Consider the following 25,132-nt stretch of genomic DNA (forward strand, 5'->3'; position numbering starts at 1 on the left):
TTTCATGTTGATCGATGTTCATTGTCCGGTGAATCTTGGAGCTCCTGCAGATAATCATCCAAGCGGTCGAGTCTCTCGTCCCAAATCCGCCGGAAGGAATCCAGCCAGTCGAGCATTTGCCGGAGCGGCTGCGGGCGCAATCTGCAAATCCGCCTGTTGCCCTCAGGTATCATCTCTATGATGCCTGTTTCCTGCAGCACGCGAAGATGTTTGGATACCTGTGGTTGATTCAGACCTAGTCGTTCAACGATATCGCCGACGGACTGTTCTCCGTCCCGCAGTAATTCAACGATTCGAAGCCGATTAGGCTCTGAGATGGCTTGTAGTATTTCGTTCATGTCGTAAGTATACCTCCAAAGGAATATTCCCGTAAAGGCATATGATTAGAATTTAAGTAGATGTTACCTATAAGACTTTCATTTGCGATTCAACAGACCGCTTGACATTTCATTTAATTATGTCATAATGATGATATCAAATTGACATTACCTAAAATTAACGATCAAGCACTAGACAAAGCAGGTGAACATGTTGTCAGCAGAAGAACCCGCAAACTACTCTTCAGCACAGTTCCGAACGCCGGACGGCGCGCCGAGTGACATTGTTATATTTACGATTACATCCACAGAGAAGACAACGGCCAAGAAAGCATTGCCGACACGCGAGCTTCAGGTGCTGCTCATTCAGCGCAAGCAGTGGCCGTACGAAGGTCAATGGGCGCTGCCTGGGGGATTTTGCAGAGAGACGGAAAGCATGTACGATTGCGCGATGCGGGAATTAAGTGAAGAAGCAGGCGTGACGGATGTGCATATGGAGTACTTTAATGTGTACAGCAAGCCTGGACGCGATCCTAGAGGGTGGATGATTTCCCATGCCTACTTCGCGCTCGTGCACGAGCATAAGCTGATCGGACGGCGGGCCGATACCGACGCGGCAGATGTGCAATTGTTCCCGATTGAGGAGGCGCTGCGTATGGAGCTCGCCTTTGACCATGCCGAGATGATTCGTGATGCGCTTGGCCGAATTCAAGCGAAAATGGTAACGACGACGATCGCCCGCGAGTTTCTGCCAGAAGAGTTCACGATCAGCGAGCTGTATCAGGTTATCCAGACGGTTGTGCCGACCTTCGAGGAGCGTAACTTTATCCGCAAAATTACGTCTACGCAGAGCCGTGAAGGTATCATCGAAGAAGTGTTGGATCGATCGGGAGAGCCCAAGGTGTCCAATCGTTATTCCCAGCGGGCCGCGCAGTTGTATCGGTTTACAGATTATTCGCCGGGGCTGTCCATCTACAGCTAGGCGCTTTTTCTTCGGCGTTGATACTTTCATAATGACAATATAAATGGTGGGGATGAAATGGTAAAGAAGGGGACGTTGCTGCTACTTGTTGCCGCGATGCTTGCGATCGCATGGTTGACGTCGTCAACGACGCTCGAGATTGTTGCGACGATGACTGGTTTGCTTTGCGTATGGCTTACCGCGAGACAGAATATTTGGGCATGGCCGATCGGACTTGTGAATGTTGGCTGTTTCTTCTTTATGTTCCTTGAAGTGAAGCTGTACGCGGATATGATGCTGCAGGTCGTATTCTTCGTACTTAGCGTGTACGGCTGGATCGTGTGGCTTACGAAGAGGGAAGGGGAGAAGGTCCGTCCAACGCAAAGCATCAAGAAAAGGCTGGCGATTATTCTCGGTATAATGGCGATCGCCGTTACGCTAGCTTGGGGTTATTTGCTCCATACGCATACGGATGCTTCTATCCCTTACGCCGATGCTTTTGTCGCTACGCTTAGCTTAATGGCTCAATATCTGCTCTCATCCAAAATATTGCAAAACTGGCTTGTATGGATTGCGGTCGACGTATTGTCGATCGGCTTGTATGCCTACAAGGAGTTGTATGCGCTGGCGTTCTTATATGTCATCTTCTTGGGGATCGCGACGAGCGGCTACTTCTCATGGAAACGTGAATACCGCGCTACTGGTGGGAGGGAGGTAACATGAAGGAGCGTCTGATAGGACTAACGCTCGGCAAGTTCGCTCCGCTTCATCGCGGCCATCAGCTCATGATCGAGACGGCATTGGCGGAGATGGATCACGTTATGATTATCATTTACGATTGCCCGGAAACGATCGATATCCCGCTGGACGTGCGTGCCGGATGGATTCGGCAGCTGTACCCGAACGCTGAGGTAATCGAAGCTTGGGATGGACCGAAGGAAACCGGCTATACACCGGAAATTATGCGGACTCAGGAGGATTACGTGTTGGGGCTGCTTGGGGAGCGCAATATTACCCACTTCTACTCCAGCGAGCCGTATGGGGATCATATGAGCGTTGCCTTACAAGCGGTCAATCGTGTGGTTGATCTTGAACGGCTAGCGGTACCCATATCCGGTACGGAGGTACGGAGAGTGCCCTATGAGAATAGGGAGTTTCTGAATCCAGTCGTTTATCGTGACATGATTAAAACTGCCGTATTCCTAGGGGCGCCATCGACGGGGAAGTCTACGCTTGCTGCGTATATGGCCCAGCAATACAACACGGTATGGATGCCGGAGTACGGCAGGGAATATTGGGCGCTGCATCAAGTCGACAGAAGGCTGACGCCTCAGCAGCTCGAAGAGATTGCGCAAGGTCATATGGAGCGGGAGGAGGGGCTGTTGCTCGAGGCACGGGATGTGTTGTTCGTCGATACGAATGCGATCACGACATACATGTTCTCGCTGGATTATCATGGGATGGCAACACAAGGACTTATGAGTCGCGCGCAGGAAGCGGTTGACCGCTATGATTTTGTTTTTGTATGCGATATCGATATTCCCTACGATGATACATGGGATCGGTCCGGCGAGGTGCAACGTGTGTCCTTCCAACGGGAGATATTGGCGGATCTGGAACGCCGAGGCGTGTCCTACACAATGCTCCGAGGATCGATTACGGAGCGGGCGAAACAGGTAAAGCAGGTGATGGATTCGCTGGATGATTAGTTCGAAGAGGTAGACAAAGAGGAGGTTGACGATAATGAAGAAAGCTAGTTTGTCTGACCGGATAAAGGGAGGGCTATATGGCGTAGCGATTGGCGATGCGCTTGGCGGAACAACGGAATTTATGAGCGTAAAGGAGATCAAGGCGGCGCATGGCTATTTGACCGAGATTATCGGCGGCGGCGTATGGCGGCTTGCGCCGGGCGAGGTGACAGACGACACGATGATGACGTTATGTGTGGCGGATGGCATATTACTTAATCCGCTGCAGCCTGTGGAGCCGATCGGGGAGAAGTTCCTGGCTTGGTATCGTACGCGGCCAAAGGATGTGGGCAATATTATCCGTCATGTCATCGAGCATTACGAGGGAAACTGGTTCGAAGCGGCGTTAAACACGGATCAGGCCATGGGGCAAAGCGGCGGCAATGGCACGCTGATGCGGTGTTTGCCTGCCGCGCTTGCATATGGGACAGTAGAAGAAGCGGAGCGTATCGCTCGTATACAGTCACGTATGACACATTATGATCCCAGATGCGACGAGGCATGTGCCATCTACACGCGTATTGCCTACCGGCTGCTCCAAGGCGAGGAATTGAGGTCGGCTGTTCAAGCAGAAGTGACGGGAACCGAATATGAGCCAGCTCTAACGGTGGAGCCTGCTTGCGGACCAACCGGCTTTGTTGTCCATACGATGCTGTGGGTGGTCTACTTGCTGATGGCCGGTGCTGACTTCGAGGATATTGTGCAGCGGGCAGCCAACCTCGGCGGCGACTCCGATACGATCAGCGCGATTGCCGGTGGCCTAGCCGGCATCCATTGCGGCTTCGACAGCTTGCCGAGGCGTTACGCGGAGGCGATATTGATCCGCGAACGGCTGGATTCGGCGGCAGCAGATTTGTTTAGTCATCGATTGGGGACTGGTGCATAGTCAGAGCTTTACTAGACTATAGCACGCGCACATTCGCAGATCAGCTCGTATGTTAAGAGAGTAAAGGAGCTGATCGGGAGATGAAATACAGAAGTCGTACAATTAAGAGTAAGTGGGTGAAGACCAAATGGTTGCGAAGCAGTAGAACAGTGGCAGCGTATGTGCCTCATACCAGCCAGTTTAAGCGAAGCCATTTGGTCAGCATGATGGCACGCTATACGACTGTTTATTGCAAGCCGACAGCCGGTTCTGGTGGAAAAGGCATCCTGAGGGTCAAGAAGCAAGGAAACAACTACTTGCTCCAAAGCAGCTCCGGGCAAAGCAAGCATAGGACGATAGATTCGCTCTATGAGCATATGAAAAAACGGATAAGTAACCGCTCGTATTTGCTGCAGAAAGGTATTTCGCTAGCCAAGACCAAAGGCAATCCGTTCGACATAAGAGTGATGGTGCAGAAGACTAACGGAGGCAAATGGGTAAGTACGGCCTTGTTCACAAAGATTGGCCGTCCGGGTATGGTAGCGACCAATTATAATCAAGGAGGCAATGTCGGCTTCTTTGCTCCGACGATGGGCGGCGCTGGATTCGGAGCGGATCGTATCAAGGACAAGGAAGCGGAGCTGAAGCGGCTTGGACGTCAAGTCGGACACGTTTTTGATCAGCATGGAAAAGGGTTCAGGGAGCTTGGACTGGATGTAGCGCTTGAGCAGGGCGGCAGAGCTTGGATCCTTGAGGTCAACACAAGCCCGCAGTTTTATCCCTTAAAGCAGATGAAAAACAAGGCGCTTTATCGACGTATTGTGTCTTATGCCAAGCAATACGGGCGTAAAGGTTGACGCTCAATTAGTTGCTTGTTGTGATCATTTTGAAGTCGACAAAAGTGTGTAGTGCGCATCGTCCGGTATAAGGCATTCAACGCTCTGCGGCAGTCTTCATTAGGTCGAATATTTTACGTGCTGTGTTGACGTTGCGAACGGTAGTCTGAGCGTATACCTTCGAGCCAATGATTTTGTTCATGCCGCTGCGACCGGCGTTTTCTCTATCATAAGACCAAAGAATTGCGCCGGGAACGTAGATGACTCTATCGATATCTGGTTTGATTGTGAGAGATTCAAGTACGTTCGCATGGTTGATTTCATCCCATAGATATAGAACGTCGCTTTTCATCTCTTGATTATTCGCCCAGTGCTCAGGCAGTGCGGTCATAATTGTTGAGATTTCATCCAGTGTACGGACCATGACTCGGATGGTGAGACCGAAATCGGCGGAGATCGCTTCTTCGAGCAGTTCGGATAGCTTCTTCGCAGAATGAGCACGATCTTCGAATATGATATTGCCTGTATTAATATAGGTTGTCACGTGTTGTAGCTCCAGCCGCTCGAATGTGGCTTTCAGCGCCTTCATATCAATCTTATTATTGCCGCCGACATTAATGCCTCTTAATAATGCTACGTATATCATAATTTAATAGGTAACCTCCTCATGTCCATGTTAGCTGACCATACTTATTTTAACACAACTCTGCAAGGTTAACGTGCGGCTGCGCACACGCCAATAGCCCGAAAAAATCGGGCTATCGCCGCCCCGGCGGTCGCGCACGCGCGAATAGCCCGCAACAATCGGGCTATCGCCGCCCCTGCGGCTGCGCACACGCCAATAGCCCGCAAAAATCGGGCTATCGAGCTCCCGCCGGCCGCGCACGCGCGAATAGCCCGCAAAAATCGGGCTATCGCCGCCCCGGCGGCCGCGCACGCGCGAATAGCCCGCAAAAATCGGGCTATCGAGCTCCCGCCGGCCGCGCACGCGCGAATAGCCCGAAAAAATCGGGCTATCGCCGCCCCGCCGGCCGCGCACGCGCGAATAGCCCGCAAAAATCGGGCTATCGCCGCCCCGGCGGCCGCGCACGCGCGAATAGCCCGCAAAAATCGGGCTATCCGAGCTCCCGCCGGCCGCGCACGCGCGAATAGCCCGCAAAAATCGGGCTATCGAGCTCCCGCCGGCCGCGCACGCGCGAATAGCCCGCAAAGAACGGGCTATCGAGCTCCCGCCGGCCGCGCACGCGCGAATAGCCCGCAAAGAACGGGCTATCGAGCTCTCGCCGCAGCATCCACATAATTGTGGATGCTGCGGTTCATGTCATACAGCGCATTTACTTATAAGGGAGTAGGTCCATCATTTAACCGAAGCTCCGTAAGTGTTGTGATGCCGCTCTGCAGCGCTTCTTGGCGCAGGTCGAGGTATAGCTCAGCTTTAGTAGCATAAATATACGGCATTACAAACAGCACGCCGACAAACAAAGCGAGGATACCCAGAAGAATCCAGCCTAAGAAGCTGAGATCGAGTACGAATATGCGGAACTTGTGCCCACGTGTCATTTGGTTGCTTAGCTGGACGGCTCTCCGATAGTTGATACCGGGATTGTCTGACAATATGTACGGTACTTGGCTGTAGGCATACGATTTGATAATCCCCGGAATGATGAATAGCAAGGTCCACAGAAATTGAAGCAAGCCTCTCCAGAACATCGTTTTTACGATATTGCCATATCTGCCGTTGCCAAAAGCATAACCTAGATGTCCCATATTACTTTCCTCTTCAGCCGCGCGTTTGAAGAAGTGTAAACCGCCTACTTCCAGAGGAGCCAATAAGAAAATGCGCAGGGCGAGCGCGAATGCAAGAACAAGAAGAAAGATGATGAATCCAATAATTAAGAAAGGAGCAAGTTCCGCCCATGAGATGTCGCCGAATACGTTCCAGCCGGAACCGTCAGAAGATGTGCCGCCTCCTGATCCCAAATTAAAATTGGCACTTCCGGAATTGCATCCCCCTCCAGCGATGCCCAGAATCAAGCTGACGAGAAATGCCTTCCAGTAGTTATTTCGGAGTGTGCTTTTGGCTCTGCTTTTGAGCTCGGAACGTGTCCACATGCCTATTACCTCCTTGTATTTAGTCCTATGACCTTATACTATTATAATTTACATAAATAGAGAATATAAATTTCAACTGCGTTCGTTCACATTTGCTACAATAAAAACAAAGAACAATGGGGAAGGGACTCCGATGGATATTCATTCGAATGATCACTTTTATTTGTGGGGTCTGGCACAACTAAAGATCATGGATATTAGACGTTTGGAAGCAGTGACGGGGGAGCAAAGGCTAGGCTATACAATGCCAGCCAGCTTCTTTTTGTTTGTCGAACGCGGCAGCATGATCATTGCTCTTAACGGGAAACTACAGTCGACTGAGCGGTTTCAAATTATCCATGGGGGCAAGGGAGTATGCTTTGATTTGGTGCTGGCAAGCGAGGATAGCGTCTATTATTTGCTCTTCTACAAAGCGAATCTGCCCGAGAATGCAGGTGCCGAGGCTCATCGCATATTGGAGCGGGTACAGCCTTTCCAAGTCCGGTATCATGTGCAGGCCAAACAAGCAATCTCCATGCTTGAGGATGTAAGAATCATGGAGCAGTTGTCCAAACGAAGCGGAGCTGCGGGATTGCTTAGGATGAAAATGATGTTTTATCGCTTTGTGAACGAGGTGCTGACCGAATTAAGCGAGCAGCGTACACTCGATATTCAATCTGGGCCGATTGAGCTTGCGATGACATATATCCATGAGCATTATGCGGATGCCATAACGGTCGAGATGCTGGCGCAGAAGCTTGGCATAAGCGCTGGCCATCTTTCAAGACTGTTTAAAGGTGCGACGGGGACGAGCGTGATCGATTACGTGATCCAGACGCGAATTGGACATGCCAAGTCTAGATTACGAAATTCGGCTGCCGGCTTGCAGGAAATTGCAGCAAGCGTAGGGTATGATGATGTGTATTATTTTGGAAGAGTGTTCAAGAAAATGAGTGGAATGTCGCCGCTTGTGTACCGCAAACATGGAGATCAGTATAATCCATCGGCTGCGTTAGCATTATCTATTGCTCCTGATGCAACGCAAAGTTATATTGATTTGTATAATGATAGTCATTATCACGATCGATATGAGGCGAAAGGTGGACGTATTTCTTTGAACAAGCAGAACAAAACTTCATTAGCAATCAGCGGACTGATAAGTTTGATGCTGATTCTCTCCGCATGCGGTAACGGCTCGGGGGCTGAGAACGGAGCAGCGAATAACAATAATTCCGCGGCGACGGGAACGAACGGGGAGCAAGTGGAAGAAAGAGGCGTTAAAACGGTCAATACGATCTTCGGGGATGTAGAGATTCCCATAAAAGCCGAGCGGATCGTGACCAACAATATGCTGAACTCCATTCTGGCGGTAGGTGCTAAGCCAGTGGGCGCATTGCAGCCGTACATCGACAATCCTTATATCACAGAAGATAAGACAGGGATTGAGAGTATTGGTGCAGAATGGACGGTATCGCTTGAGACAATTGTGACATTAGAGCCGGATCTAATCATTATTGATATCGAGAACAAAGATGAGTACGAGCAATATGCGAAGATAGCGCCAACAGTCGTCGTACCTTTCGGGAAGTTCAAGAACGATCACGAGGAAATTCGTTATTTCGGTCAATTGCTTGGACGCGAAGAGGAAGCGGAGTCCTGGCTGCAGGACTATGATCGTAGAGCTGGGCAAGCGGCGAAGAAGGTTGAAGGATTGTTTGGTCCGGATGAAACGTTTACGTTGATGCGGTGGGAAGATGAGTTCCGCGTGCTCGGTAACAGATGGGGCAGGGGCGGACAAGCAATCTACGATATTTTGGGATTGAATCCGCCAGATAGAGTGAAGCAGGAGTTATGGGGCGAGGAACAGCAGATTGTTATATCGTCTGAAGTGCTGGATCAATACGTGGGCGACCATGTTTTCATCGTCAGCTCCGAAGGTAACGTTAACTACAAGGACGATCCTGTCTGGAATTTGCAAGATGCGGTCAAAAACGATCAGGTATACTGGTTTGACTCGGAGCGTTATTCGTATTGGGACCCTATGACAACAATTGCCCAAGCAGAAGAGATCGCGGACTTGCTTGTTGAGAAACATAAGAAGTAAACACATCCCATCACGTACAATACACAATGTATGCAGCGAAGAAGAAAAGCGATGTTTCCACCAGTAACTGCAACTGGGCCTATAACAAAGAGTTGCCGACACTCCGTCGCAACTCTTTTTTTGATATGAATGAACAACTCGACCTTCGTAGAGATCGAGATCGGGATCGGGATCGGGATCGATTGTGCCTTTACATGGCCCTGCTTGAAGTCCGGCCGACCGACCGACTGCCTAAAAAAAGAATGAAACGCGAGCTCGATTTGCCTCGTAAACAACAAAATAAAATACAAAATATGGAAGCTTGTACAACAACAGAGCTTGTTATGCTCGGCATATCCTTCTTCATACTCTGAATAAGTTAAGTAGTAACGGAGGAGGTGCGGGCGTTGAACGGAGCCAGAGTATTCAAGCTGCTGATGCTTGTGATCGGCATCATCATCGTCAATATCGTGGTGCTGTCGCCAGGTTTGATCGGCGCCAAGCTTATGGGAGGCAGCGCTATTGCAACGTCTGCCGTCGCGACGCTGCTTATTATGAGCCTGATCACGCTGCTGGTCGGCAGCCATGCGCTGCTATTCCGCCCTCCGCTATCGAGACAACACTCGCCCCCGCTTAATCATGAGCAATTCGAGCTGGCGCTTATTCGCCACCGCGGTATGCGGACGCTCAGACAAGAGACGGAGCTCGCCTTGTCACAGCTCGAGCGAATGGAGAAAAAGAAGCAGGCATTGCTTCAATTACTGGGGGAGCGCTTCAACCAGTCGGAGATGAGCTATCGGAGGTTCATATCGGTGGTCGCCGCGGTAGAGGAGTTGTTCTATGGGCATATTCGGGGATTCATTAACCTGCTTCATCTTAAACAGTCAGCAGCAATGTCAGCCGGCGTTGCGGCTGAAGCGTCAGGTTATCTTGGCGCGAATGAAGAAATTCTGCTGAAGCTGGACCAACTCCTCTCGGAGCTATCGCGGCTTGGGAGCGCAAATTACCGTGATGCCCTGGGCATGCCTTGCATGAAGGACATCGACGCCCTAATCAGTCAGACCAAATATTACAAACCATGAGGGGGGATGAGGATGGCCGGTCGAAACGGGGGGAGGACGGCTGCTGTACTTCTTGGCATCACCTTGTTTGTGTTCGGAGCGGTCTATTATGGCGTCACGGCAACGTCGAATTGGGGGCAGCCGGCAGCTAAAGTGTCGGCAAACGATGCTGACGGCAAGCTGGAAAAGCTTGTACGCCGCATTGGATTAAGGGTCGCAGAGCCGGTCAAAGGGACAATCGATCTTGATCCCGTAGAGGTGGGCGAGTCGCTGCCGGATATTTCGAAGTTTCCTGTGACGGTGGAGCCGACCACGAATCGTTACGTGGAGATTTTTTCTTCGACGGAGAAGGCTGGCGTTGGTGTTGATGGATGGTTGTCGGAAGCGGCTGCTGCCTTTAACGAGGCGGGCATTATGGTTGACGGTGAGCCTGTATCGGTGATGCTGCGCAACATCGCTTCAGGTACGGCTGCCGAATATATCCGATCCGGCAAATATATGCCGGATGCGTTCACGCCATCCAATGAGCTATGGGGGGAGATGATCAGAGAGGATGGAGTTGACATCGAGCTGTTGACGCCGCGGCTCGTCGGCAATGTGACGGGTATCGTGACGGAGCAGAAGAAATACGATGAGCTCGTTGCCAAATATGGTTTCGTCGGGGTAAAGACGATAACCGATGCCATAGCGGAGAACGAGCTGGCGATGGGCTACACGGACCCTTTCGCAAGCTCGACGGGATTAAACTTCCTGGTCTCGCTGCTAGAAACCTACGGTGGCGCCGATCCGCTGGGCGCAAGCGGTGTGGAAGGCTTCGAGCGTTTTCAAGCCAATGTACCGTTTATCGCATCAACGACATTACAGATGCGTGAGGCGGCGAAATCAGGTATGCTCGACGCATTTGTCCTAGAATATCAAACCTATATGAACGCCCCTGATCTGAGAAGCGGCTACATATTTACGCCATTCGGCGTCAGGCATGATAGTCCGTTATATGCCGTTGGCAGTATTACACCGGAGAAGGATGAGCTGCTGCGAGCTTTCGCCGATTTCGTGACAGGAGCAGAGTGGCAGCGAAAGGCGACAGAGAAAGGGTTCAACGATCTGGAAGATTACATGCCGGAGAGTTCGGCTGTGGATGGGTCGCTGCTCTCGCCGGCACAGAAGCTGTGGAAGGAGAAGAAAAACGGGAATAAACGAATCGCGGCCGTATTCGTAACGGATATCTCCGGCAGCATGGATGGGGAGCCGCTCAATAGACTAAAGGAGTCGCTGCTGTCTGGTCAGAAGGTGCTGGGCCGCGAGAACAGTATCGGACTGGTTTCCTACTCCAGTGAAGTGACGATCGAGCTTCCCATCGGCGTCTACGATACGAATCAGCAGTCTATGTTCGTTGGAGCGGTGAGCGGGCTGCAAGCAGGAGGAGAGACGGCCACCTTCGACGGCATTGCGGTGGCGATGAAGCTGCTGAGGGAAGAGGTGGCTCGCGATCCCGCAGTGAAACCGGTCATCTTTGTCCTGAGCGACGGAGAAACGAACACGGGACATTCGCTTAACGATATTCGCGATTTGATCGAGACGTATCACGTCCCCATTTATACGATCGGGTACAATGCTAACATCGAAGCGCTTAAGCGCATCTCCGCAATCAACGAAGCGGCTAGTATCAATGCGGACACTGACGACGTCGTCTACAAGATTGGCAATTTGCTCAACGCTCAAATGTAGGGATACGCAAGCCTAACAATAGATGCGAAGGGGAGGAAACGAGATGTCGTTTTCGATGGAAGTCGCAAGCCAGGAGCAAATCCGTACGTCGATTGCCGAGCAAGTAAAACCTGTCCCGGAGGAAGTAGCACAGCTCAAGCTGCTGGCGAGGAACAATGTCGCGGCGATACTTGCGATGGAGCCGGAGGCACCGACAGAGCGCAAGGAGATCATGAATTCGATCGAACAGTTCGGCATGGCATCGATGCGTAGTTCGGCAGACAAGAACGCTCTGCTTCAGATATCGGTCGCACAGCTCTCCCGAGCGGGAGACGATGGCGGGCAAGTCGCGAAGGGGCTGTCAGAGCTTCAGCTTCAGCTGAAGGATTTGGACCCAAGCGCAGTGGATTTTGCCAAAAGCGGTCTTCTGGGCAAAATGTTTAATCCGCTCAGAAGCTATTTTGCCAAGTATCAAAAGGCGGATGCCGTAATCTCCGATATTATCGCATCGCTCGACAAAGGCAAGGCGGTGCTCCGCAACGATAATACGACGCTGGAGTTCGAGCAGCAGGCGCTTAGGGAGCTGACGAAACGTCTCCGCAAAGAAATCCAGCTGGGCATGCTGATGGACGAGGAGATCGAGTCCCAGCTTGGAGATGCAAGGCTGCGGCTGGAAGCCGAGGATCGAATCCGTTTCATCGCGGAGGAGGTGCTGTTCCCATTGCGACAGCGAGTGATGGACCTGCAGCAGATGATGGTCGTGAACCAGCAAGGGATTATGGCGATTGAGGTCGTCATGCGCAATAACAAGGAGCTGATTCGGGGAGTCGACCGTGCACGCAACGTTACGGTATCCGCGCTTAAAACCTCAGTTACTGTTGCAGGAGCGCTCTATAATCAGCGCATTGTTCTTCATAAGATCGAGCTGCTGAACCAAACGACCGATAGTCTCATCAGCGGCACATCGCGGATGCTCAAGGAGCAAGGGGCGGCGATTCACAAGCAATCGCTGGAGACCAGCATCTCCGTGGATACCTTAAAGCAGGCCTTCACCGATGTCATTGCCGCACTGGATTCGATCAGTGTCTACAAGCAGGAGGCGCTGCCGAGAATGCGCGAGACGATCAATCAATTCCGGGAGCTGGCAGATACCGGCGAGCGGCAGATCGAGCGGCTGGAGCGGGGGCAGCGGTTAGCTCTATAACGACAACAGCATAAAGAGGCGATGCGGGATCTTTCATCTGTCGCATCGCCTTTTCCATTTATAATGATCCCGTAATAATCGTGACACTGCTTAAGGTACAACCTCGCGAGCGTCGGCATACGATATAGCGAGGAGGTGAAGCAAATGTTTGGTACGCTAACTCATTGGATGGAAGTGGCAATGTGGGTCGTAATGGGTTCGATGGCGCTCGACATGATGATCGGGCTGTTCAAATCGATGTCGGGAGGTAAACTTTCGCTAGAGCTTGTGCTGGGCTACCTGAAGGATATGGTGTATTACGTATTCCCGCTCATGATGCTTGCAATGCTCTCAGCTATGGACTCGACGGGATGGATCGTGCTCGTCGGCTATTATCTCGGCGCGCTCGCCGTGGTGGTCAAATATCTCATGGACATGAAGGCCAAATTGTAATCGCATACAAACGTAGTGCGGGGTCAAGAAACGAGAGTTTCGGAGATCCTGCTCTTTTGTATGCGCTTGCATTTGGGCAAAAGAAAACCCGGCAATCGCTATAGGCGCGGCTGCCGGGTTCCATATGGAAATCTCTTAATCCTTGGATGCTTTAGGAAGCAGGGAGATGGCATAAAGAGCAGCTACACCTACGACGATATATACGATTTTGGAGCCAATCTCTGTCGATCCGCCGAACAGCTCGCTCACGACGTCATACTCGAACAGCCCGACGGATAACCAGTTCAATCCACCGATAATAATAAGCACCAAGCTAATGAGGTTAAGCGACTTCATAACGAATCATACCCTCCTTGGACGGTCGCAGGGAGCCGTATTGCACGAACGGCACGCCCCGGCGCCGAATCTTGGTTAGACATTACAATCGTATGAGGGTCTTTTGTAGAATATGCACAATTAAATGAAGCGGAAGAAGAGAAAACGAATACCAAATTGCACAAGGCGAGGCTAGGCAAGAATGAGATTCATAGTATAATAACTACAAATGAAGATGTACATGAAAGAGCTCGCGCTATACATAAAATTGAACGTACTTACATCTACTGAGGGAGCTTGCCGTGAGAATCGTATCCTTGTATTATTTCCTGCTATATTTGATGACTAGCACTTTAATGCCTTACACTAGCCTGCATTTCCATGATCGGGGTTTCAGTCCTTCTTCGATCGGCTATTTGTTATCGATATGGGCTTTTGTCAGCGTGGTGGCTCAGCCCGTCATGGGTATGCTGAACGACCGGATCCAGCGTCCCAAGGGGATGCTCATTCTGGCAGCGATCGCAACCCCGGCCGCAGGATTAATGTTCTACCTCTCGGACACGTTTGCTGTTATCGTGGCTGTCTCGCTCCTGTTCGCCTGGTTTCAATCGGCATTGCCGTCGCTTAGCGATGCGGTGACTGTAGAGATCGGCGCACGCCAAGGCTTCTCGTTCGGCAGTGTACGGTTGTGGGGAGCGCTCAGTTATGCCATTGGATCATTTTTGGTGGGATTCTATTACGAGCAGCATGGGTACGAAGCGACGTTTGTTCTATATGCGATACTGGCGCTGCCTATTATCGCAGTTCAATTCTTTCTCCCCGTGGTGCAGACGGCGCCGCTACGATTCACAGTGTTTGAGCAGATGGGGGAAGTCCTTCGCAACCGCAAGTTTTTGTTTCTTTGTCTTGTCTCGTTTTTGACGATGATGTCCGTAACCGCGAGTGCTACGTTTCTCCCGTTATATTTTGACGAACATGATTTCGACAAAAGGTTACTAGGGACAGCCTTTGCGATTGCTGCCTTGATCGAGGTGCCGTTGTTCTGGGTATCGGGACGGCTTGGCGAGAGATTCGGGAGATCCCGGCTGCTTGCGGTAGCCGCGGCGTTATATGCGTCGAAGTATATTGTTTTGTTCCTGACAAGCAACGTATATGTCACGCTTGCGACGCAGCTGCTTGACGGTATCGCATTTGCTTTCTTCGCCGGCGTTGCGGTCGAGCTGGTCAATATGTTAGCCAGCGACAAAACAAAAGCGACGCTTCAGACGATCTATGCTGCCATCATATGGGGACTCGGAGGCATTGCCGGCAATTTGATCGGAGGTCAAGTTGTGGAGATGCGGGGGGTCACCTTTATGTATCTATTGCTGTTTGTTGTGTGCGGATCGTCAGCCCTCTTATATTTGAAGCTGCAGCCGGGACGGAAGTGTGAGCTGGCGGAGGGGTAGAGACCTGCTAGGCAGCATAATTGCTGCTCTGCATTGGGGCTGCAGCATCATCCCTAAGTGTAGCCCGAAGCTCGTCCAGCAGCATATTTAATTCATGCCTTAACTCTCTTAGCTCGTTTCTGCAGCGTGCACCAAGCTCATTCAACTCGGATGGGCTTAATTGTTGTTCTCGGATGCGATAAATCAATTTGGTTGTCATGGTGTCATTGTCGCTGAGGCGTGGCGTATACGTTACGATAGTTTCGGAAGACATGGGCGGGCTCCTTTTTGTAGGCGTCAAAGCACCTTGATGACATGAATGTAACAAACAATTGTTAAATTTGTGCAATAAAAGGATGAGGGGAATGTAAGAATTACAGGTTGTCCAAGTAAAGCCGATTGTCAGTCATCTTAATTAGACTGGAGAGGGGGATTAAGCTATACCAGCTAATAGCTTGTCAACATTACCAGCAAAACAACTCTAAAACTTGTGTTATATTGATTATTGAGCATGCCAAATAACCCTCTAATTTGAATTGTATTGGAAGGTTATACCTTTAATGTTTGCTACACTGGACGTAATGATTTCTTGCTTTTTAGTATATCGTACAACCAATGAACTAACTTATTCGCACACGCCAATAAAGCCACTTTGTCAGGATTCCTTCAGCTCTTTTACGTTCGTAAAACTCTTTGATCCGCGTGTTGTGAGATCGGATTAGGCCACACTGCACCGCCATAACTAGTGCGTATCTAAGCTGTCTGGAGCCACGTTTTGAAGTTAGAAGAGCATTGATTGTCATTTTTAATGTCTCTTCACTGACTTCTAGAACGGAGGATGCAGTCGGAAACTCATGTAAGAAGCGAAGGGACACGTTAGAATACATAGCCCCGAAAACACCTTTGTACGCTGGGAAAACTGAACCAGGAAGGATTGGAATAGAAGCTTCGTCTGCACGCACATCTTGGAGAAGGACTCGTGTTGTCGCGTTAGATAACGCATATTAAGCCTCGCCCAGAAGATATGCATCAGCAGCATCCGTTTTCACTTTAAGAAGATTGGTTTTTCGAAGTTTTCGATTAAATATTAGGGTGAATTTGATGTGTTATTTTACGAATAATATAGATATAATGATCATAATGAAGAAAGGAGTTGTTATGATGCCAAATATAAAGCCCATTTCTGATTTGAGGAACTATAACGAAGTTCTGGGTGATATTGCCGTGGATGAGCCTGTTTTTTTGACCAAAAATGGAAGAGGACGTTATGTACTTGTAGATATAGAGGAGTATGAAAAAACTCAAGCAACCATTAAGTTATTGTCCAAACTATCCGAAGCCGAAACTACGGTGAAAGACGGGGATTGGCTGTCTGCGGAAGATGTGAAAAACCGTTTAGGAGTCTAGGTTATGTACAGAATTCGGGTTAATCCCCTTGCATGTTGAGGGAATTTCCGTTGTTGGGCAAAGAATTGTCTGCCTTAATTAATGTGAAAACAAATTTTCGCTACCTCACAAGTGGCAATTATCTCATATTTTACAGGGTTGAAGTCGAATATGTTTCCATCTATCGTATACTGTATGGCAGGCGAGATTACATGCGAATCCTGTTTGGTGAATTGCAGGACGATATAGAATAATCAATGATTATGCCAATAAGCGGTTTTTTGGCTTTATTCATCTCAGCAGTTTCTCATTCGTTCTACGTTCGTAAAAACTCACCCACTTGCAGGTATCCAACAGCATTTTCTTCTGTTTGTCGACATGTTTAGATCAGAATTTACAAAATTTTACACATAATGCACTCCGCCCCGCCTATGAGGCCCCAACGCATGTAAAATCAAGGGCTGTCTCTGAAGTCATCCACTCGTGATGACCTCATGACAACCCTGTTTGTTACGTGCTTGGCAGGTGAGTTTTAGATATTAGAAATCGGCGTTGCCCATTTTGCCAGCCTTGAAGTCGGCATAAGCCTCGATGACTTCCTCTCGTGTGTTCATGACGAACGGTCCGTATTGGAACACCGGCTCATCGATTGGCTCTCCGCCAAGCACAAGAACCAGGGTGTCTGCGGTAAGTCCTTCAATCCGGATGGCTCCGTCTGCATTGCCGAACAGGATAAACGCGCCTTCTTCGAACTCGCGTTCGCCATTGATGCGAGCCTTGCCCCTAAGCACGATCGCACTGGCGTTATAGGCCGCTGGAAGCTCGAATTCGGCGACGCCTCCCGCGTTAAACGCGATATCGAATAGATGTATGGGCGTAAAGGTTTGAGCTGGGCCGTGCGTACCCAGGTAATCGCCAGCAATGACGCGAACCTCGCCGCCGCCATCAGGCAATTGCGCACGTCCCATTTCCGCCTTCGGCAGCTCCTGATACCTTGGTTCATGCATCTTGTGCTCGCGAGGGAGATTGACCCAGAGCTGGATGAAATGGAATGTGCCTCCCCGCCTAGCGAATTCGCGCTCGTGATATTCTTTGTGAAGCAAGCCCGATCCCGCTGTCATCCACTGCACGTCGCCGGGGCCGATAATGCCATGATTGCCGTGATTGTCATGATGCTCGACGTAGCCTTCATACGCGATAGAGACGGTCTCGAAGCCTCGATGCGGGTGCGCACCGACACCTCTTGTGGATTCGCTTGGCGCGAAATGAAAGGGCGCGTTGTAATCGAGCAAGAGAAAGGGGCTGATCCGTTGACCAAGATCGTTGCCCGTAGGGAAATAGTTGGATACGCGGAAGCCGTCGCCAACCATATGGAATGGCGCGCCGCTGCGGACCTCTTCAATTGGTCTATACGTGGTGGTCATGGATAACACGCTCCTTTGTGATTTGATGGTAGTTAATTTGGTATTTAATCTTTAAATTAATTATCTTAAATTAAAGATAACAGGGATTGCGATCATTGTCAATACGGAGGCCTTGCAAAGTGGACGCATTTTCCGCATGATCGCTATATCGTCTATAAATATGTCCATAACGTCCAAAAGGGAGCTATCCCGCGTCAACCGTCAGTCGGCTATAATGTGGCTGACCAATAACATTAATGGAGGGTAACAAACATGCGAAAGTACATTAATCCACTGCCAGTCGCTACGGACAAGCTTGATCCGGACACCGAGAAGCTCGGCGTATCGCCTTATCATCCGGATCCATACGTCATGAAGTGGAATGGACGTTATTATGCTTATGCAACAGCTGGAGAAGGCGTATCCGTTATGACATCCCCTGACATGACGGAATGGACGCATCGCGGATACGCATATCGCGAAGAAGGAAGGCATGGCTACTGGGCTCCTGCGGTCATATACGTCAATGGGCTGTTCTATCTCTATGTGTCCAATATGCCGGTGGGGGAAGATGATGCTCATCTGCAGTTTATGCGGGTTGCCGTGTCGGACTCTCCGACTGGTCCATTCGAGTATCGCAAGACGTTATTTGATACGTTCTCAATCGACGCTCATGTAGTAAGGGATACGGATGGCGGACTCGTGCTCTTCTATTCGACCAACGAGACGTACGGTATTGATGCGCATCGGGCAGGAACGGTCATTATTGCTGATAGACTGCTGGATCCGCTCACGCCGGAGGGCAAGCCGAAGCTTATCGTCAGACCAACGCTGGACGAAGAAGTGTTCGCCGAGAATCGTTTCGGCGACGGCAGGGATTGGCATACGATCGAAGGCGCCTTCCATCTGAAGCGCGGCGGCAAGCATTACGTCATGTACAGCGGCAATGCGTTCACCAGTCCGTATTATTATGTAGGCTTCAGTATGGCCGACCATTCGGCAGACAAGTCGTTGACCGAACTCGACTGGACCAAATATCCCGATGACGATTCATACGAGCCGTTGCTAAGACAAAACGAGAAGGTAGAAGGAGTCGGCCATAACAGCGTGGCGAAGGCGCCTAACAACATCGACGATTGGATCGTCTATCACGGCCGCGAAGTGCGGGAGCAGGGGCCGGAGGAAGGCGAGCGCCGTCAAATGCGGATGGACCCTATTCGGTGGCATGGCGAACAAATGACGGTATCCGGGCCGACGTATGAGGCCAAGAGCGCACCAGCGATGCCGTCGTTCCGTGATCTGTTTGATCGTACGGATACAGCAGATGGCGCTGCGATCGGCGAAGGGTGGGCGACTGTCGGCGGCGATTGGCGAATCAGCGGAGAAGCGCTGCTGCAGTCTGGGCTGGTCGGCATCGGCCGCGCCTACTTGGGCTCTTTTGCCCAGCATGCTGTATGCGAGATTAACGTCCGCTGGGAGCGCAGCCATATGGGAGGCTTGTATGGAGCGATACTGGAGTCCGGGGACGGCACTTTCGTTGAGGTCATGTTCGATGTCGGCAAAGGGACAATCGGCATCTACGAGACGATTCTAGGACTTAAACTGGAGACGGTCAGCGCAGCTGTGCCGCAGGGGTTCAAGTTCGATGTCTATCACCAGCTGCTTGTTCGCGCGGCCGGCAACCGAATCGCGGTCGAGCTTGACGGCTCAGCTATCTTGGACGGGACAACGTATGCGCCATTCCGTCGATATGGGCTGACGACGCATTATACATCCGCCAGCTTCGCGGGCATCTCGCTGACCGAGTCGTTATCCTTCCTGGCATCTGGAGCGGCCGCTTGCATGGCTCACGCCGACTTCCACACCGAGTCCGGAGATTGGCACGCAGACGGCGCAGCGCTGATCGGCATGCCGATGCAGGGTGCTGCTTCGCTCCAGCTGCATAATCCGTTCGCGTCCGCGACTTCTTGCCGATTCGAAGCGGAAGGCAATACTATAGCACTTCAATTTACGCTTAGCAAGCGGGACGGCGACGGTTCGCGCGCCATCTCGATAAGTCTGGCGGGATCGACAACGCTGCATATTGTGCACGATGCTAGAGACTTGCAAATATGGACAGGCGACACGCTCGCATTATCCGAGCCGACGGACGAACGATTGGAGTCGCTGACGCTCTCCTCCAGCCGCAAGCTAACGCTGCGCAATCTGGAATGGACGGCGCTAGGTACCTAAAAATTTGTCCATAGCATACAAAAAGATGACATTTTTCGTCTCGACGCCCTGAGGTAAGATGGGTACCAAGAAAGATATCACGTCTTTCCAACCATTCATTAGGGGGAAACGAAGAGATGAAAAAAGCTACGACATGGCTATCGGTACTGACGGTATTCGCAATGGTCGCGACCGGATGCAGCAACAACGGCGGAGACGCAGGCGGTAATTCGGAAGGCGCTGCGGACGGGGGAGGCAGCAAAGGCAAGAAAACCGAGTTCCTGTTCTGGACGCCGTTCTCTGGCGCAGATGGTCCATTCATGAAGGAAATCGTAGACAAATATAACGCTTCTCAAGACAGCTACAAAATCAATTTCGTCATTCAGCCGAACGGCGAATATTACAAGCAACTTGACGTGGCGCTCAGCACAGGCAAAGAACGCCCTGATCTAATGATCATGCATTTGGATCAAATTCCGACTTACGTTAGCAAGGGACAGCTGCAAGAGATGGATACGCTGGCAGGCGCAGCTGGCATCAACAAAACGGATTACGTGGAAGCAGCCGTTAATTATGCGACGATCGAGGATAAGCTGTACGGCATCCCGCTCGACATCCATCCGCTTGTTATGTATTACAACAAGGATCTGCTGGAAGCAGCGGGCATCACAAGCCCTCCAACTAACCGCCAAGAGTTCGATGCGGCAGTGGAGAAGGTAACGAACAAAGACAAAGGCATCTACGGTTACGTCGTTCCGACGCTGTGGCCGCAGCAATTCATTTTCCCTACGCTGGTATGGCAGAACGGCGGCGAGATGTGGAACGGCACGGATGTTGGATACAACTCTCCCGAAGCGGTGGAAATGATCCAGTGGCTGCGCGGCATGGTAGACAAAGGCGTATCGCCTGGCAACGTGCAGCAGGACGGCGAGAACACATTGTTCCTGCAAGGCAAAAACGCGATTCAATTCAACGGTCCGTGGATGAAATCCCAATTCGACGAAGCGGGTCTCAATTACGGCGTGGCGCCAATGCCGCAAATCGGCAAAGCCAAGCAAGCGGTATTCGGCGGCTCCCATAACTTCGCGATTCCGAAGGACGTGAAGGACGAAGCGGTTATCGCAGGCATCGGCGACTTCCTCAAATACGTGTCCACCAACTCGCTGGAGTGGGCGGAATCAGGTCAAGCGCTGGCTGCCAAGCCGATGATCGATAGCGCGGAGTTCAAAGCATTGCCGCAAAGCGCAATCGCGGACAGCTTCTCCTACGTGCAATTCGCTCCGAACGTGCTGAACTGGCCAACGATCTCCGAGCCGATCTGGGGCGAGCTGAACAACGCGCTGCTCGGCAAGAAAGATCCTCAGAAAGCGATGGATGACGCCGCGGCGAAATCCAAGCAAGCGATCGGCAAGTAAAGTAACAGTCGTTAACCGCCGGTTAGTGGCGAAGGACGGGACGACAATGGGCGCCCGTCCTTCTTTTGTGGAAGAAGGAATTTAGACACGCACGTTTGAGAGACACGCCAGTTTCGTTGGAGGGATCACGGATATGAGAACGTCTTGGACGTCCAGACTTACATCGGCATTGTTCGCTCTGCCGTATACGCTATGCTTTGTAATGTTCCTGCTGTTCCCGATCGGGTACGGCGTCTATATCAGCTTTCATGACTTCGAATTGTTGTCCGAGGAGCATCCGTTCGTTGGACTTAGCAACTATATCGCCATCTTTACCGGAGGAACCTATGAGAACAGCGTCTTCCTTCGGGGGTTGTGGGCTACGGCCCAGTTCGTTATTTTCTCCGTGCCTTTGTTGATCATTGTTGGACTTGGGCTGGCCATGCTCGTTAATGGATTGCCCCGCCGGATTCGCGGCCTGTTCCGGACGTTTTTCTTTATGCCGTATGCCATATCGGCATCCGTCATGGCTGTTATCTGGCTCATGATGTTTGACACAAATGCGGGCTTTATTAACAGCTTGCTAATGAAGCTTGGCATGGATGCCATTCCGTGGTTGACGGGCACGCCTTGGGCTTGGGTATCGTTGATCGCGACGACGCTTTGGTGGACGATCGGCTTCAACATGATTATTTTCATCAACGCGCTCAACGAGGTTCCCGAGGATTATTACGAAGCAGCTTCGATCGATGGAGCGAGTGCCTGGAGGAAATTCGCGCACATTACGCTGCCATCGATCAGACCGGTCATGTTATTCGTTATGATCACGTCGACGATTGCTTCGTTTAACGTTTACGCGCAGCCGTTCTTGCTTACGAGAGGCGGTCCCGGCGATTCGACGAGGGTGCTGCTGATTAACGTGCTGGACCAAGCCTTTATGCGCAAGGAGATCGGCAGCGCGTCTGCGATGGCGATCATTATGGCGCTGATCATTATGATCATCTCGGTCGTGCAATACCGATTAACCTATGGACGAAAGGAGAGTGGCGTGTAACATGGTACGGACGCGCAAATTTCTGCTTATTCTGCTGGCGATTATCATGGCCGCCATCTTCCTGATGCCCTTGATCTGGATGCTCTCGACCTCGTTCAAGAACGACTTCGAGGCGCTGGCAGGGCAGATGAATTTCATTCCGAAAAAACCGACGTTCGAAAATTACGCGGAGGGTCTAGCCGGAGAGCTGATGAACGTACCGATCGTACGCTGGATCGGAAACTCCTTGTCGGTTGGTCTCATCGGCACGGCCATCGTCCTGGTGATCGACTCCATGGCCGCCTTCGCGCTGGCTCGTCTGTCCGACTTGCCGTTCAAACGCGCGTTGTTCGCAATGTTCGTGGCCTCGCTTATGATTCCGGGCGTATTGACGTTTCTGCCAATGTACATGGAGTTTAACGGACTGGGATTAATCAATACGTATTCGGCGCTTATTCTACCTTATACAGCCGGCGCTTTCGGCGTATTCCTGCTGTATCAGTTCTTTGCTTCGTTCCCTAAGGAAATCGAAGAAGCTGCGCGGATCGACGGCGCGAACAAGTGGCATATCTACACACGCATTCTGCTGCCTGCATCGGTGTCCATCATGGTTACGCTCGGCATCTTCACCTTTATGGGTATCTACAACGACTTCGTATGGCCGTTGTATGCAACGACATCTCCCGAGATGCGCACGATTACAGCCGGCATTGCGCTAATGGCGCAAGGCAGCTACACCCAAGCGTATGGCAAGCTGATGGCGATGACGACGATCGCGACGCTGCCGGTTCTGATTGTGTTTATCCTTGGTCAACGTTCGTTCGTCAAGGCGATTACGCAGTCGGGCGTGAAGTAAAGGAAGGAGAGAGCTCGGATGAGGACACGGAAAGTACAACTATACTTCGGGCTTGGGGCGGTCATTGTGGCCGCCCTTGCAGCCGTTACGATATGGGCGGTGAATGGGACAATGAACGACAATGAGTTGGCAAACACAACGTATACGGGGCATGGCGGAACGTTCAGGAATACTTTGGCGGGCATGGATACGCCGGATCCCAGCATCGCGTACCACGAAGGTTTCTATTATATGACGTTCACGCATAACGGGGCGGACGTCATGGTGATGAAGTCGCGCACGCTGGACTTCAAGCACGCGGAGAAAAAGGTCGTCTGGTATCCGCCGGTCGATACGGCTTATTCGGCGAATTTGTGGGCGCCGGAAATCCAGTATGTGCGCGGCAAATGGTATATCTATTTCGCGGCGGACGACGGAGCGAACGAAAATCATCGGATGTACGCCTTGGAGGCGGATACGGACGACCCAATGGGAGATTATACCTTCAAGGGGCAAATCACGGACGAATCAAACCGCTGGGCGATTGACGGACTTGTGATGGAGCACGATGAGCAGCTCTACTTCGTATGGTCTGGCTGGGAAGGGGATGTCAACATCGCGCAGAACTCCTACATCGCGCCGATGAGCGATCCGCTTACCATCAGCGGTCCGCGCGTGCTGTTAAGCTCGCCGGATCAGGAGTGGGAGAGAGCCGGCGGCCCTCCTTATATTAATGAGGGGCAAGCGATCCTGCAGAAGGATGGACGCACGTTCCTTGTCTACTCGGGAGCAGGGAGCTGGACGCCGCATTACAGTTTGGGCGTGCTGGCGCTTAAAGAAGGCGGGAACCCGCTTGAACCGGAAGACTGGGAGAAGTCGGCGGAGCCTTTGATGTCCATGGATGACGAAGCTGGCGTATACGGTCCGGGTCATAATACGTTCGCGCAATCGCCAGACGGAACGCAAATTTGGAATATCTATCATGCGACGAGCGGAATTACCGATGGCTGGAACAACCGGCGTGCGCGTGCCCAACTCGTGGAGTGGGGGGAGGACGGTTTGCCGGTGTTCGGCAAGCCGATATCACTGGATACCGCGATCGATGTTCCATCGGGCAGCGGGCTCTTCCTTGCGGAGCATGCGGCGAAGACGGCAGACGGCGGGTTGTCGTTCGACAGCCTAACGCTCGGAACGGGAGCGTCGCTGCAATCGCCGCTGCTGCTGCATTACCGGAACGCATCCGGCGAAGACGCTGTCGCGAGGCTGCATTCGACCGGCGGCGAGCCGGTCGAAGTGGCGCTTCCTCCGCTAGCCGAAGGTGAGACGGGATATGCGTACGCGAGTTTAGGGTTCGCAGAAGGAAGCAACAGCGTGGAGATCACGTTCGCTGGAGCACAAGGCGTGACGGTGGACGCGATCGAAATTCCGCGTTACGAAGCGGAATATGCGCAAGGCAGCGGCGGCATGCTCGCCGAGGACAATCCGTTCTCGTCCGGCACCGGCGTCATGAACGGTGAAAGCGGGAGCAGCAAGCTATCGTTCGGTAATATCGGTGTCCCTGCCGGCGGTGAATATACAGTGCGGATTGCGGCAAGCAATCGCGCGGAGAAGGAGACGGCGATCGTCGTAGAAACGGCGGGCGACCAAAAAACCGTCAAGATTCCACCGAGCGGACGGAGCGAGTATCCCGTCGTCGAGGTTACGCTCACGTTGCGCGGGGGAACAAATTCCATTACACTAAAGCCTGCCGCGGGCGACATTTCGATCGACTATATCGACGTGGTTCGTTAACACACAAAGCCGATCATGTTTCCGAGCAGAGA

25 protein-coding genes are annotated in these 25,132 nt (G+C 51.6%); 18 read left to right on the plus strand and 7 right to left on the minus strand.

The window, feature by feature from the left end; genetic code table 11:
- Window positions 1-2 precede the first annotated feature (2 nt).
- Window positions 3-338 (minus strand): ArsR/SmtB family transcription factor, encoded by a 336-nt coding sequence (locus tag ACX1C1_RS11470; RefSeq protein ID WP_458957203.1) that lies wholly within the window; start codon window positions 336-338, stop codon window positions 3-5.
- Window positions 339-528: 190 nt separating this feature from the next.
- On the opposite strand from ACX1C1_RS11470, the gene ACX1C1_RS11475 reads away from it, so the two are divergent.
- From ACX1C1_RS11475 to ACX1C1_RS11495, 5 genes are all read left to right on the plus strand, one after another.
- Window positions 529-1,299, plus strand: coding sequence for an NUDIX hydrolase (locus ACX1C1_RS11475; protein ID WP_458957204.1), 771 nt, complete (start codon window positions 529-531; stop codon window positions 1,297-1,299).
- Window positions 1,300-1,356: 57 nt separating this feature from the next.
- Complete coding sequence (pnuC, locus tag ACX1C1_RS11480) at window positions 1,357-2,001, plus strand: nicotinamide riboside transporter PnuC (RefSeq protein ID WP_458957205.1); 645 nt, start codon at window positions 1,357-1,359, stop codon at window positions 1,999-2,001.
- The gene (locus ACX1C1_RS11485) at window positions 1,998-2,987 is read left to right on the plus strand and encodes an AAA family ATPase (protein WP_458957206.1); all 990 of its coding nucleotides are present in this window, start codon (window positions 1,998-2,000) and stop codon (window positions 2,985-2,987) included. Before pnuC ends, ACX1C1_RS11485 begins: the two co-directional genes overlap by 4 nt.
- Before the next feature lie 34 nt (window positions 2,988-3,021).
- Window positions 3,022-3,912: an ADP-ribosylglycohydrolase family protein gene (locus tag ACX1C1_RS11490; RefSeq protein ID WP_458957207.1), complete on the plus strand. Its 891-nt coding sequence runs from the start codon at window positions 3,022-3,024 to the stop codon at window positions 3,910-3,912.
- An 80-nt stretch (window positions 3,913-3,992) separates the two neighbouring features.
- Window positions 3,993-4,748: a YheC/YheD family protein gene (locus ACX1C1_RS11495; protein ID WP_458957208.1), complete on the plus strand. Its 756-nt coding sequence runs from the start codon at window positions 3,993-3,995 to the stop codon at window positions 4,746-4,748.
- Between the two features lie 76 nt (window positions 4,749-4,824).
- Here ACX1C1_RS11495 and ACX1C1_RS11500 read toward each other — a convergent pair whose 3' ends face one another.
- From ACX1C1_RS11500 to ACX1C1_RS11510, 3 genes are all read right to left on the minus strand, one after another.
- On the minus strand, window positions 4,825-5,373 hold the full coding sequence (locus ACX1C1_RS11500; RefSeq protein WP_458957209.1) for a DUF1697 domain-containing protein: 549 nt from the start codon (window positions 5,371-5,373) through the stop codon (window positions 4,825-4,827).
- A 30-nt stretch (window positions 5,374-5,403) separates the two neighbouring features.
- The gene (locus ACX1C1_RS11505) at window positions 5,404-5,817 is read right to left on the minus strand and encodes a hypothetical protein (protein WP_458957210.1); all 414 of its coding nucleotides are present in this window, start codon (window positions 5,815-5,817) and stop codon (window positions 5,404-5,406) included.
- 248 nt (window positions 5,818-6,065) lie between these two features.
- Complete coding sequence (locus ACX1C1_RS11510) at window positions 6,066-6,839, minus strand: DUF975 family protein (protein ID WP_458957211.1); 774 nt, start codon at window positions 6,837-6,839, stop codon at window positions 6,066-6,068.
- A 133-nt stretch (window positions 6,840-6,972) separates the two neighbouring features.
- Between ACX1C1_RS11510 and ACX1C1_RS11515 the strand changes: the two genes are divergently transcribed.
- The 5 genes from ACX1C1_RS11515 to ACX1C1_RS11535 all read left to right on the plus strand — a co-directional run bounded on the left by ACX1C1_RS11515 (window position 6,973) and on the right by ACX1C1_RS11535 (window position 13,305).
- The gene (locus ACX1C1_RS11515; RefSeq protein ID WP_458957212.1) at window positions 6,973-8,922 is read left to right on the plus strand and encodes an ABC transporter substrate-binding protein; all 1,950 of its coding nucleotides are present in this window, start codon (window positions 6,973-6,975) and stop codon (window positions 8,920-8,922) included.
- A 386-nt stretch (window positions 8,923-9,308) separates the two neighbouring features.
- The gene (locus ACX1C1_RS11520; RefSeq protein WP_458957213.1) at window positions 9,309-9,983 is read left to right on the plus strand and encodes a hypothetical protein; all 675 of its coding nucleotides are present in this window, start codon (window positions 9,309-9,311) and stop codon (window positions 9,981-9,983) included.
- Window positions 9,984-9,995: 12 nt separating this feature from the next.
- On the plus strand, window positions 9,996-11,690 hold the full coding sequence (locus ACX1C1_RS11525; protein ID WP_458957214.1) for a vWA domain-containing protein: 1,695 nt from the start codon (window positions 9,996-9,998) through the stop codon (window positions 11,688-11,690).
- Window positions 11,691-11,733: 43 nt separating this feature from the next.
- The gene (locus ACX1C1_RS11530; protein WP_458957215.1) at window positions 11,734-12,873 is read left to right on the plus strand and encodes a toxic anion resistance protein; all 1,140 of its coding nucleotides are present in this window, start codon (window positions 11,734-11,736) and stop codon (window positions 12,871-12,873) included.
- Between the two features lie 144 nt (window positions 12,874-13,017).
- Window positions 13,018-13,305, plus strand: a complete 288-nt coding sequence (locus ACX1C1_RS11535) for a hypothetical protein (RefSeq protein WP_458957216.1) — start codon at window positions 13,018-13,020, stop codon at window positions 13,303-13,305.
- 135 nt (window positions 13,306-13,440) lie between these two features.
- Here the strand turns inward: ACX1C1_RS11535 and ACX1C1_RS11540 are convergent, their stop codons facing one another.
- Window positions 13,441-13,641 (minus strand): DUF378 domain-containing protein, encoded by a 201-nt coding sequence (locus ACX1C1_RS11540; RefSeq protein ID WP_458957217.1) that lies wholly within the window; start codon window positions 13,639-13,641, stop codon window positions 13,441-13,443.
- Window positions 13,642-13,922: 281 nt separating this feature from the next.
- On the opposite strand from ACX1C1_RS11540, the gene ACX1C1_RS11545 reads away from it, so the two are divergent.
- Window positions 13,923-15,068, plus strand: a complete 1,146-nt coding sequence (locus ACX1C1_RS11545) for an MFS transporter (RefSeq protein WP_458957218.1) — start codon at window positions 13,923-13,925, stop codon at window positions 15,066-15,068.
- A 7-nt stretch (window positions 15,069-15,075) separates the two neighbouring features.
- Here the strand turns inward: ACX1C1_RS11545 and ACX1C1_RS11550 are convergent, their stop codons facing one another.
- Complete coding sequence (locus ACX1C1_RS11550) at window positions 15,076-15,321, minus strand: hypothetical protein (protein ID WP_458957219.1); 246 nt, start codon at window positions 15,319-15,321, stop codon at window positions 15,076-15,078.
- An 884-nt stretch (window positions 15,322-16,205) separates the two neighbouring features.
- On the opposite strand from ACX1C1_RS11550, the gene ACX1C1_RS11555 reads away from it, so the two are divergent.
- Complete coding sequence (locus tag ACX1C1_RS11555) at window positions 16,206-16,454, plus strand: type II toxin-antitoxin system Phd/YefM family antitoxin (RefSeq protein ID WP_458957220.1); 249 nt, start codon at window positions 16,206-16,208, stop codon at window positions 16,452-16,454.
- Between the two features lie 32 nt (window positions 16,455-16,486).
- Window positions 16,487-16,687 (plus strand): type II toxin-antitoxin system RelE/ParE family toxin, encoded by a 201-nt coding sequence (locus tag ACX1C1_RS11560; protein WP_458957221.1) that lies wholly within the window; start codon window positions 16,487-16,489, stop codon window positions 16,685-16,687.
- Between the two features lie 285 nt (window positions 16,688-16,972).
- On the opposite strand, the gene ACX1C1_RS11565 is transcribed toward ACX1C1_RS11560, so the two are convergent.
- Window positions 16,973-17,857, minus strand: a complete 885-nt coding sequence (locus ACX1C1_RS11565; protein ID WP_458957222.1) for a pirin family protein — start codon at window positions 17,855-17,857, stop codon at window positions 16,973-16,975.
- 252 nt (window positions 17,858-18,109) lie between these two features.
- On the opposite strand from ACX1C1_RS11565, the gene ACX1C1_RS11570 reads away from it, so the two are divergent.
- The 5 genes from ACX1C1_RS11570 to ACX1C1_RS11590 all read left to right on the plus strand — a co-directional run bounded on the left by ACX1C1_RS11570 (window position 18,110) and on the right by ACX1C1_RS11590 (window position 25,100).
- On the plus strand, window positions 18,110-20,068 hold the full coding sequence (locus ACX1C1_RS11570; RefSeq protein ID WP_458957223.1) for a glycoside hydrolase family 43 protein: 1,959 nt from the start codon (window positions 18,110-18,112) through the stop codon (window positions 20,066-20,068).
- Between the two features lie 116 nt (window positions 20,069-20,184).
- On the plus strand, window positions 20,185-21,462 hold the full coding sequence (locus ACX1C1_RS11575) for an ABC transporter substrate-binding protein (protein WP_458957224.1): 1,278 nt from the start codon (window positions 20,185-20,187) through the stop codon (window positions 21,460-21,462).
- A gap of 133 nt (window positions 21,463-21,595) precedes the next feature.
- A complete protein-coding gene (locus ACX1C1_RS11580; RefSeq protein WP_458957225.1) occupies window positions 21,596-22,495 on the plus strand; it encodes a carbohydrate ABC transporter permease in 900 nt (299 codons plus the stop codon).
- A 1-nt stretch (window position 22,496) separates the two neighbouring features.
- Window positions 22,497-23,330 carry a carbohydrate ABC transporter permease gene (locus tag ACX1C1_RS11585; protein WP_458957226.1) on the plus strand — a complete coding sequence of 278 codons (834 nt, stop codon included), beginning with the start codon at window positions 22,497-22,499 and terminating at the stop codon, window positions 23,328-23,330.
- A gap of 18 nt (window positions 23,331-23,348) precedes the next feature.
- Complete coding sequence (locus ACX1C1_RS11590; RefSeq protein ID WP_458957227.1) at window positions 23,349-25,100, plus strand: family 43 glycosylhydrolase; 1,752 nt, start codon at window positions 23,349-23,351, stop codon at window positions 25,098-25,100.
- Window positions 25,101-25,132 lie beyond the last annotated feature (32 nt).

This window comes from Paenibacillus sp. strain BS8-2 (assembly GCF_054483835.1).